Genomic DNA, 10,435 nt, shown 5'->3' with positions numbered 1-10,435 from the left:
CATCACAGCCGCAGTAGTGGCTTTACCTCTCGCTCTTGCTTTTGGTAATGCTGCGTTAGGACCTGGCGGAGCAATTTATGGACTATACGGAGCAGTAGTAGTTGGTTTTTTAGCAGCATTATTCGGCGGAACACCTGCTCAAGTTAGTGGACCAACTGGTCCCATGAGTGTAACTGTTGCAGGTGTAGTGGCAGGCTTAGCAGCAGTAGGGGTTCCAAGAGATCTTTCTGCAGGACAAATTTTACCTTTAGTTATGGCAGCGGTAGTAATTGGCGGCTTACTGCAAATATTATTCGGGATTTTAAAACTTGGTAAATATATTACTTTAGTTCCATATTCTGTTGTTTCAGGATTTATGTCTGGTATTGGTGTAATAATCATTGCGCTTCAGATTGGACCATTACTTGGAATTAGCACTCGAGGTGGAGTAGTCGAATCTTTATCTACTGTATTTTCAAATTTCGAGCCCAATGGTGCTGCTATTGGAGTGGCAATAATGACACTAGGTATAGTATTTCTTACTCCTAGAAAAATAAGTCAGTGGGTTCCTTCTCCTCTCTTGGCCCTATTGATAGTTACCCCAATATCAATATTAATTTTTGGAGATGGCGCTATTGATAGAATTGGAGAAATCCCAAGGGGAGTTCCATCTTTAAATTTCCCAAGTTTTAATCAATATTTCCCAATTATTTTCAAAGCAGGATTAGTCCTAGCAGTACTTGGCGCAATTGACTCCTTACTGACATCTCTAGTAGCAGACAATATTTCTCAAACAAAACATAATTCTGATAGAGAACTTATTGGTCAAGGAATAGGAAATGCTGTTGCAGGTCTGTTTTCAGGCTTACCTGGAGCTGGAGCAACCATGAGAACAGTTATAAATGTTAAATCTGGAGGATCAACTCCAATTTCGGGTATGGTTCACTCGGTTGTATTGTTGATAGTTTTAGTTGGTGCAGGACCTTTAGCTGAGCAAATACCAACTGCATTGTTAGCAGGAATTCTTATAAAAGTAGGCCTAGATATTATTGATTGGGGATTCTTGAGGAGAGCTCACAAATTATCTTTAAAAACATCAGTAGTAATGTACGGCGTACTTTTAATGACTGTTTTTTGGGATTTAATTTGGGCAGTTTTAGTCGGTGTATTCATAGCAAACATGCTCACTATTGATTCAATAACCGAAACTCAACTAGAAGGCATGGATGAGGATAATCCTTTATCAGAAGATGATCAAGGAAAAAATGCTTTGCCTGCTGATGAAAAAGCACTTCTAGATAGATGTTCGGGTGAGGTAATGCTATTTAGACTTAAAGGACCACTTAGTTTTGGAGCAGCTAAAGGCATATCTGAGAGAATGATGCTTGTAAGAAACTACAAAGTTTTGATATTAGATATCACTGATGTACCACGACTTGGAGTTACAGCGACTCTTGCAATAGAGGATATGATGCAAGAAGCAAAAAATAATTCCAGAAAAGCATTTGTTGCTGGTGCTAATGAAAAAGTAAAAGACAGATTAGCTAAGTTTGGAGTTGAAGGCATTATTGAAACAAGAAAAGAAGCTTTAGAAACTGCTCTAAATGAAATAGCCTAGTAATTTATGGAAATAAATCCAATTCTGCAAAATGTATTAGCCCCGCCAGTTCTTTTCTTTTTGATTGGAGCAATATCAGTACTCTTTAAATCTGATTTAGAAATACCAGCTCCATTACCTAAACTCTTCTCCTTATATCTGCTACTAGCTATTGGGTTCAAAGGAGGTATAGAGATACAGAAAAGTGGTTTTACAGACCAGGTATTGCCTACTTTAAGTGCTGCAATACTGATGTCACTTATAATCCCGCTGATTGGATTTTTAATTTTAAGACTTAAGTTTGATGTCTTTAATTCAGCCGCAATAGCAGCAGCATACGGTTCAATTAGTGCTGTTACATTTATTTCCGCAGAAAGTTTTTTGGAGAGTCAAAAAATAGCTTTTGATGGGTTTATGGTTGGCGCATTAGCTTTAATGGAATCTCCCGCAATAATTGTTGGATTATTACTTGTGAAATTTGCAGCTCCCAAAAATAGACCAAAATCAAGAAAAATGCATCTAAGCGCAATATTACACGAATCACTTTTGAATGGATCAGTTTATTTATTGCTCTCAAGCCTAATTGTAGGGTTTCTCACTGCTTCCAGTAATCCCTCGGGAATTGCAAAAATGGAGCCTTTTACTGGACAATTATTCTATGGAGCAGAATGCTTCTTCTTATTAGATATGGGAATAGTCGCTGCTCAAAGATTGCCGAGACTGAAGAATGCGGGTTCGTTCTTGATTGGCTTTGCCATTTTTATGCCTTTGTTTAACGCATTTATTGGTGTTTTTGTTGCAAGATTTTTATCTTTAGGGCCTGGCAATGCACTTTTATTTGTGGTTTTATGTGCAAGCGCCTCTTATTTAGCAGTTCCTGCAGCGATGAGGATGACAGTTCCAGAAGCTAAATCTAGTTATTATATTTCAACTACACTAGGTCTAACTTTCCCATTCAATATAGTTCTTGGCATTCCAATATATATGAGTTTAGTAAATACCATTATCCCATTGTCCCCTTTATAAAAATGAAAAGATTAGACTTGATATTTAGTGAAAGAGAACTAGATGCAATCATTAAAACATTAGAAAAAGCTAATGTTCCTGGATATACAGTTATGAAACACGCCACAGGCAGAGGACCTGAAAGAGTTGTTACTGAAGATATGGAATTTACAGGATTAGGTGCAAATGCTCATGTAATTGTTTTTTGTGAGCAAGAATTAATAGATAAAATGAGAGATAATATCAGGGACGATTTAAGCTATTACGGAGGAGTTGCTTATATTTCTGAAGCAACACCCCTCTAAATTAAAGAAGCAATATTTATTTTTAAGAATGAATCCAATCTACTCTTATATTTTTTCGACTATTTAAGTATCTATCAATTGACATTGCAGCAATACATCCATCAGAAGCTGCAACAACCGCTTGCTTAAATGGTGTATTTCTTATATCTCCAATTGCCCAAACTCCATCAGAGTTTGTGGACATAAAGTCATCCACAATAACTCCTCCGTCCTCTTTTAAAGCAATTTGATCCCCTAAAAAATCAGTAATTGGCTTTGAACCACTCATGTAAACAAACACTCCATCTAAATTTAAATTAATAGGATTTTCTTCTTGCTTATTTTTTACAACAACTCCATTCACACCCATATCATCACCCAATATTTCCAATAATCTTGTTCTACTCCAATGTTTTATATTTGAATTATCCATCAATTCCATAGCTTCTTCATTATCTGATTTAGGATCACTTGATGTAATCCAATGTACAGTAGAAGCAAATTTAGTAAGAACAGTTGCCTCTTCAATTGCCTCCTTGTTCACTCCAACTACGGCAACTTCTCTATTTTTATAAAAAGCTCCATCACATGTAGCACAATAACTTACTCCTTTGCCAAGAAAATCAGCTTCCCCCTTAAATGAAGCAGGCCTACCCATAGCTCCACTTGCAAGAACAAGTGCTTTAGCCTTGAAGGTGCCTTCGGGTGTATAAACCATTTTCCATTCTCCACTAGCATCTATTCCAAACACTTGTGCTCTTCTATAGTCTGTGCCGTATTCCACAGCCTGTTCTCTCATTAGAGTAAGTAATTTCTCCCCACTTATATCAATCGGAACACCTGGATAATTAGCAATTTGATGAGTTATTGCTAAGGCGCCAACAGATGGATTTTTATCTAGAATTACTGTCTTTAAGTTTGACCGCGATGTATAAAGTGCGCAAGTACATCCGGCGGGACCTCCTCCGATAATAACTACATCTGACTCAATGATTTCCAATTTTTAAAAACTCCTTTTTAGTAGTTAATTAGATGAGCTTTTGGTTAGAAGATATCTTTAATGTGAATACCTAACCTTGTATATAGATATAAGTTAAAAGAAAAAAAAGAAAAAAGCATAATATAGAAACAAACTTACATAGGAAAAACATAAACAATTAACTATCAAAATGATCACTTACGTGAAATGTTCTGTATTGATCTATTATTAAGTCATATCGAAAAATCAATTGCCGTAGAAACATTATATTTTCATGACCAACTCTGACTACCTTTTAAAAGCTGCTATTAAGAAAGTAACCGAAAAATTAAACGAGATATTGGTTGAAAAAATTGAAGAAGCAACAAATATTGCTCAGGATGCTCCAGAAATTCTCAAAAAAGAATTTGATAGTTTGAAAGAATCCATAATCGAAGAAGCCTCAAGAATGGAGAAAGCTGAAAATATTCAAGAAAATGAGTCCACAAATACTTATCAAGATCCCAAAATAACAATAGCTTTAAATCAAATTGAAGATATCAATAAGCAAATTGATCACTTTAATAAAAATATAAATAATCAAATTATATGAGTTATCACATTCTTCATTATCGTTTAAAAAAATTTAAGAGGGCCTTTCTTATTTGGGTAACTCTGATTTCGCTTTTAATAAATTTGTGGATAGATAATATTAGATTTACAATTTTCCAAACTAAGAGCAATGAAAAAAGTAAGGTCCAAATTAAAAGAGCAAGGTGGTTTACTAATCAATTAATAAAGCTTGGATCAGCATTTATTAAAATTGGACAATTATTATCAGCGAGACCTGATTTAATTCCTAATACCTGGATACAGGAATTGTCTAAATTGCAGGATCAAGTTCCTAAATTTTCATTTGCGCAAGTTGAAGAAACTATAAGAAGAGAACTAGGGTCTAAGTTTAATGATATAGATCAAATAATAAGTGATCCGGTTGGATCAGCATCATTAGCTCAGGTTCATAGGGCAACATTAAAAGATGGTACGAATGTAGTATTTAAAGTGCAAAGACCAAATTTAAAAGAATTATTTGTTATTGATTTGGGCATAATGCAGCAAATAGCGGGATTGTTGCAGAAAAATAAGAATTGGAGCCGAGGTAGAAACTGGGTTGAGATTGCCAAAGAGTGTAGGAAAGTTCTCATGAAGGAGCTTGATTTTAATTGTGAAGCACAATATGCAGCAAGATTTAGACAGCAATTTCTTGATGATAAAAATGTTGAAGTTCCTGAAGTAATTTGGGATATGAGCAGTGAAAAAGTGCTTTGCTTAAGTTTTCTGGAAGGAACAAAAATAAGCGATTTAGAAAAATTAAAATCACAAGAAATTGATTTACCTAAAATTGCAGAAATAGGGGCTATCAGTTATTTAAAACAATTAGTAAATTACGGTTTTTTTCATGCAGACCCTCATCCAGGGAATCTAGCAGTTTCAAATGAAGGTAAATTGATTTTTTATGATTTTGGAATGATGGGCAATATCTCAAATAATCTTCAAACAAGATTAGGGGGGATGGTTAAGGCTGCTGCTTTAAGAGACGCTTCATCACTTGTTAGTGAATTACAACAGGCTGGGCTAATTTCAAAAGATATTGATGTAGGACCAGTCAGAAGATTAGTCAGAGTGATGCTTAAAGAAGCCTTAACTCCACCATTTAGTCCAAATATTATTGAAAAATTATCTGGAGATTTATACGAACTTGTCTATGAAACACCATTTCAACTGCCAGTAGATTTAATCTTTGTGATGAGAGCTTTATCAACTTTTGAAGGAGTTGGTAGAATGCTTGATCCAGGGTTTAACCTTGTATCAGTTACCAAGCCTTATTTAATAGAACTTATGACTTCAAATAATCAAACTCCTAACGATTTAATTAACCAATTTGGAAGGCAAGTGGGTGAACTAGGATCGAAAGCTGTTGGTATTCCCAAAAGAATAGATGAAAGTTTAGAAAGATTAGAGCAGGGCGATTTACAATTACAAATAAGAATGGGAGAGTCTGATAGGCAATTCAAAAAAATGTTTACTGCTCAAAAAACTTTAGGCCATTCAATTCTTATAGGAAGCTTATCAATTGCATCTGCTTTACTTGTAACCAATAAACAAAATAATTTTGCATTGTTGCCACTTTTTTTTGCACTCCCAATAAGTATTGATTGGATAAAATGCCAATTAAGTATGAGAAAAGGCTCACGTTTAGAAAAACTTAAAGGCTAAAAAAACTATATATTTTTGGGACCTAAACCTAAAGCTCCAGCGAATCTTGCTTGATTTCCTAATTCCTCCTCAATTTTTAAAAGCCTATTGTATTTTGCAATCCTTTCACTTCTACTCAAAGAGCCGGTCTTGATCTGACCCGATCTTGTTGCGACAGATAAATCAGCAATTGTTGTATCTTCAGTCTCACCACTTCTATGACTAATAACACTTGTGAAACCAGAAATTTTAGCTAATTCAATAGCCTCCAAAGTTTCAGTTAATGTTCCAATTTGATTTACCTTTATTAGGATTGAATTGGCAGAATTTTCCATAATCCCTTTCCTTAATCTTTCTGTATTAGTAACGAATAAATCATCACCTACAAGCTGAACTTTATTTCCTAATTCTTTGTTTAATTCTGACCAACCCTCCCAATCATCCTCTGCTAAACCATCTTCTATTGAAACTATTGGATAATTGGAAACTAATCTTGAAAGATATGAAATCATTTCAGAACTATTTAAACTTTTACCTTCATATTTATAAATACCATCACTATAAAATTCAGTACTAGCGGCATCTAAAGCTAAAGATACCTGCTCACCAGGCTTAAATCCTGCTTTTTGAATTGCTTCTAATAATAAGTCCCCTGCTTCTTCGCTTGATGACAAATTCGGAGCAAATCCACCCTCATCGCCTACAGCGGTAGATAGACCTTTTTGATCAAGTAATGATTTTAATGAGTGAAAAATTTCAGTACCCATTCTTAATGATTCACTGAAATTATTAACTCCATGTGGAACAAGCATAAATTCCTGAAAATCAAGACTATTTGGTGCATGTGCACCACCATTTATTACATTCATCAATGGGACTGGAAGAAGATTGGATAATGGATCTCCAAGATATCTATATAGGGGAATTTCTAAAGCATTTGCTGATGCTCTAGCAGTGGCAAGACTTACTGCAAGGATTGAATTTGCTCCAAGGTTAGACTTATTAGGAGTTCCATCAATTTCAATCATTAATTTATCTACTGCAGTTTGATCTAAAGATGACAAACCACATAAAGCCGGCGATATGGTTTCATGAATTTTATTAACGGCATTCAAAACGCCTTTTCCCATATATTTCGAACCACCATCTCTTAATTCATGTGCCTCATGAGCACCAGTGCTAGCTCCGCTGGGAACAATTGCTCTACCACTTGCACCACATTCCAAAAATACTTCTGCCTCTACAGTTGGATTACCTCTTGAATCAAGGACTTGCCTTGCTTCAACAGTATCAATAAGAAAATCAATAGTTTCTTTCACAATTTAATTATTACTATTTAAATCCTATTAATAGCTGAACTATTTGGCTAATATCTGAAATATATTTGTTAACCAACTATAATTTTTTAATTTTATAAGGGCTTAGATACTATTTAACGTTTTTTTTGATTCTAAAGTCCCCTCAAATCCTCTCATCTAAATAATTTTCAAATTCATCTTACAATTTGAAAATTATTGGATGATTATTAATGCAGTTCCTATTTAGAATATTAATTAATAATCAACTATAGTTTTTATAGTTTATGAGAGAAACACTTACATCCAGTCCTGAACTATTTAGCGATATTAGTTGGAATCTTCTTTTATTAGGGGAAGAAACCGCAAAAAAATGGGATCATAGCGAATTTAATATTGAACACATAATTCATACATTGTTCTCATCAAGTGAATTCTTTGCCTTCATTGAAAAATTATCAATCGACCAAGATACAGTTTTAGACATAACAGAAGATTTTTTAGAAGAGACACCAACAAATGAGTCAGATATTTTTACTATCGGAGAAGATTTAGAAATTTTATTAGATAACGCGAATCAGATTAAAACTCAATGGGGATCGAGATTAATAGAAATCCCTCATTTACTAATTGCTCTTGGAAGAGATTTAAGAATTGGAAATTATGTTTTTGAAGAAGGAAACCTTTCCATGGAAAAATTAGAGGAAGAATTAAAGTTTTACCCAAATATTAATAAATCAAAAGATTCTTTTAATTATGGGAATGTGATTGAAATAAATAATCAATCTAATTTCGAATCAAACAACGAGACTGAAGAGACTCTTGTAAAAGAAGAAAAATTTAAAAAAGCTATTGTTCCATTACCGAAAAGTGAACTTCAAATTGAAACCAAAAAACAAGTTGGAAAAGATGAAACTGTTCTTTCAATTTATGGAAAAGATTTAACAGGATCAGCTAAAAAAGGCTTATTGGATCCTGTTTTAGGAAGAGAAAATGAGCTCAATAATTTAATGAGGGTACTCTGCAGAAGAAACAAAAATAACCCTATACTTATTGGCAATCCTGGAGTTGGTAAAACCTCAATTGCAAAATTACTTGCGCAATTAATTGTAGACAAAAAAGTTCCTGATACTTTAAGGGACTTAAAAATTATTTCACTTGACTTAGGTGCATTAGTTTCTGGGACCAAATTTAGAGGTCAACTAGAGGAAAGACTAAGCTTAATAATGCAGGAACTAAATAATCCAAACCAAGGAATGATTCTTTTTATTGATGAAATTCACTCAATATTAAGTTCTGACAGATCTTCTACCGACATCAGTAATATCTTAAAACCTTTATTAGCTGAAGGAGAACTTAGATGTATCGGTACAACAACACCTGAGAAATTTCGTGAAACTATTGAAAAAGATCAGGCATTAAATAATTGCTTTCAAAAGATAGCTGTTAATGAACCTTCAGTAGAATTAAGCGTAAAAATATTACAAGGAATCAAAAAGAAATATGAATTACATCATGGCATAAAAATTTCTGAAGAGGCTGTAAACTATTCTGCAAAATTGGCCGATAGATACATCAGCGATAAATGTCTCCCTGATAGTGCAATAGATTTAATTGATGAAGCAGCTGCACAGTTGAAAATCGAGTCTAATAATATGCCACAAATCATTCTCCAACAAGAAAACAAACTTAATACTATTGATGAAAAATTGAATAATTTGCAAGGAGAAAATGTCGAAGCTCAAGAAAAACTATTGAATAATAGACAACAATCAGAGGCAAAATTGAACGTTCTTTTGGAAAATTGGAACAATTTACGTGAAGAAATGGAGGAATTATCTATTTTAATGAAAGAAGAAGATAAGATAACCAAACAAATTAAAGATAAATCAAATCGAGAAATTGAAAATGATCTAGATTATTTAGAAAAGCTTGAAGAAGAGTTAAGTGAAATAGTGAATGACATACAAAAAGTTGAAGAGAACTTTAATAAAATAAAGAAAAATAGAAATTTCCCTTTTAAATATCAAGTTGAACCTGATGATATTGCAGATGTTATATCAAAAATCACAGGAATTCCAATTTCTAAAGTAGTTTCAAATGAACGTAAAAAATTAGTCAATCTAGGAAAAGAACTAAGTGAAAAAGTTATTGGACAAGAAAAAGCTATAGAAGCTGTTTCTGCTGCAATTAGAAGAGCTCGAGTTGGCATGAAAAGTCCCAAAAGACCTATTGGATCTTTTTTATTTATGGGTCCTACTGGTGTTGGTAAAACAGAATTAGCAAAATCTCTTGCAACAGCTTTATTTGATGAAGAAGACGCACTTTTAAGATTAGACATGAGTGAATATATGGAGAAAAATGCCGTAGCAAGACTTTTAGGAGCTCCCCCAGGTTATGTTGGTTATGAAGAGGGAGGTCAATTAACTGAAGCTGTAAGACGTAAACCCTATTCAGTAATACTTCTTGATGAGATAGAAAAAGCACATGCAGAAGTATTTAATATCCTTTTGCAAGTCTTAGATGAAGGAAGATTAACGGACTCCCAAGGAAGGACCGTAGATTTCAAAAATACGGTAATCATTATGACAAGTAACCTAGCTGGTAAATCTATACTGGAGTATTCGCAAAAGATTTCTAAAAGTGAGGGAAAGTTAGAAAAAGATCAACAAATTCTAGATGATTCAATTAGTAATGCATTGTCTTCAATTTTTAGACCTGAATTTTTAAATAGAATTGACGAAGTAGTAAAGTTTGATCCATTATCTATTGATGAACTTCAAAAAATAATCATTCTACAAACAGAAGATTTAAAGAACCTGCTACTTGAGCAGAAAATAAATATCGCTATAGACAAAAAAGTTATCGACAAAATTGCAAACGATTCTTACGAACCTGAATATGGTGCTAGGCCACTTAGCAGGGAACTTAGAAGACAAATAGAAAATCCCTTGGCTGCAAAACTTTTAGAGGATAACTTCAAAAATAAAAAAAATATAACAATTAAACTTAATCCTGCTAAAAAAGATGAGATCGTTTTCAAACCTAGCTGAGGAGTAAA

At 33.7% G+C, this 10,435-nt stretch carries 8 protein-coding genes; 6 read left to right on the top strand and 2 right to left on the bottom strand.

Going from position 1 to position 10,435, the window contains the following annotated elements:
• Position 1 precedes the first annotated feature (1 nt).
• From HA152_RS01120 to HA152_RS01110, 3 genes are read left to right on the top strand one after another with little or no spacing between them, the layout of a single operon-like run.
• A complete protein-coding gene (locus tag HA152_RS01120; RefSeq protein WP_348535697.1) occupies positions 2–1,597 on the top strand; it encodes a SulP family inorganic anion transporter in 1,596 nt (531 codons plus the stop codon).
• Between the two features lie 6 nt (positions 1,598–1,603).
• Positions 1,604–2,602, top strand: coding sequence for a sodium-dependent bicarbonate transport family permease (locus tag HA152_RS01115; RefSeq protein WP_209132674.1), 999 nt, complete (start codon positions 1,604–1,606; stop codon positions 2,600–2,602).
• A 2-nt stretch (positions 2,603–2,604) separates the two neighbouring features.
• Positions 2,605–2,886, top strand: coding sequence for a P-II family nitrogen regulator (locus tag HA152_RS01110; RefSeq protein WP_002805886.1), 282 nt, complete (start codon positions 2,605–2,607; stop codon positions 2,884–2,886).
• Between the two features lie 22 nt (positions 2,887–2,908).
• Here HA152_RS01110 and HA152_RS01105 read toward each other — a convergent pair whose 3' ends face one another.
• On the bottom strand, positions 2,909–3,865 hold the full coding sequence (locus tag HA152_RS01105) for an NAD(P)/FAD-dependent oxidoreductase (RefSeq protein WP_209132672.1): 957 nt from the start codon (positions 3,863–3,865) through the stop codon (positions 2,909–2,911).
• Between the two features lie 253 nt (positions 3,866–4,118).
• Here HA152_RS01105 and HA152_RS01100 point away from each other — a divergent pair, with 253 nt between their 5' ends.
• Entirely contained in the window at positions 4,119–4,436 is a 318-nt protein-coding gene (locus HA152_RS01100) for a hypothetical protein (RefSeq protein ID WP_209132670.1), read from the top strand.
• A complete protein-coding gene (locus tag HA152_RS01095) occupies positions 4,433–6,100 on the top strand; it encodes an ABC1 kinase family protein (protein ID WP_209132668.1) in 1,668 nt (555 codons plus the stop codon). Before HA152_RS01100 ends, HA152_RS01095 begins: the two co-directional genes overlap by 4 nt.
• Positions 6,101–6,105: 5 nt before the next feature.
• Here HA152_RS01095 and eno read toward each other — a convergent pair whose 3' ends face one another.
• Positions 6,106–7,398 carry a phosphopyruvate hydratase gene (gene eno / locus HA152_RS01090; protein ID WP_209132666.1) on the bottom strand — a complete coding sequence of 431 codons (1,293 nt, stop codon included), beginning with the start codon at positions 7,396–7,398 and terminating at the stop codon, positions 6,106–6,108.
• A 263-nt stretch (positions 7,399–7,661) separates the two neighbouring features.
• On the opposite strand from eno, the gene HA152_RS01085 reads away from it, so the two are divergent.
• Positions 7,662–10,427 carry an ATP-dependent Clp protease ATP-binding subunit gene (locus HA152_RS01085; RefSeq protein WP_209132664.1) on the top strand — a complete coding sequence of 922 codons (2,766 nt, stop codon included), beginning with the start codon at positions 7,662–7,664 and terminating at the stop codon, positions 10,425–10,427.
• Positions 10,428–10,435: the final 8 nt, after the last annotated feature.

Source organism: Prochlorococcus marinus XMU1412, assembly GCF_017696315.1.
Classification (GTDB): Bacteria; Cyanobacteriota; Cyanobacteriia; order PCC-6307; family Cyanobiaceae; genus Prochlorococcus_A; species Prochlorococcus_A marinus_AF.
The sequence above is the reverse complement of the archived record's forward strand: the minus strand, read 5'-3'. Positions and strand labels throughout refer to the sequence as shown.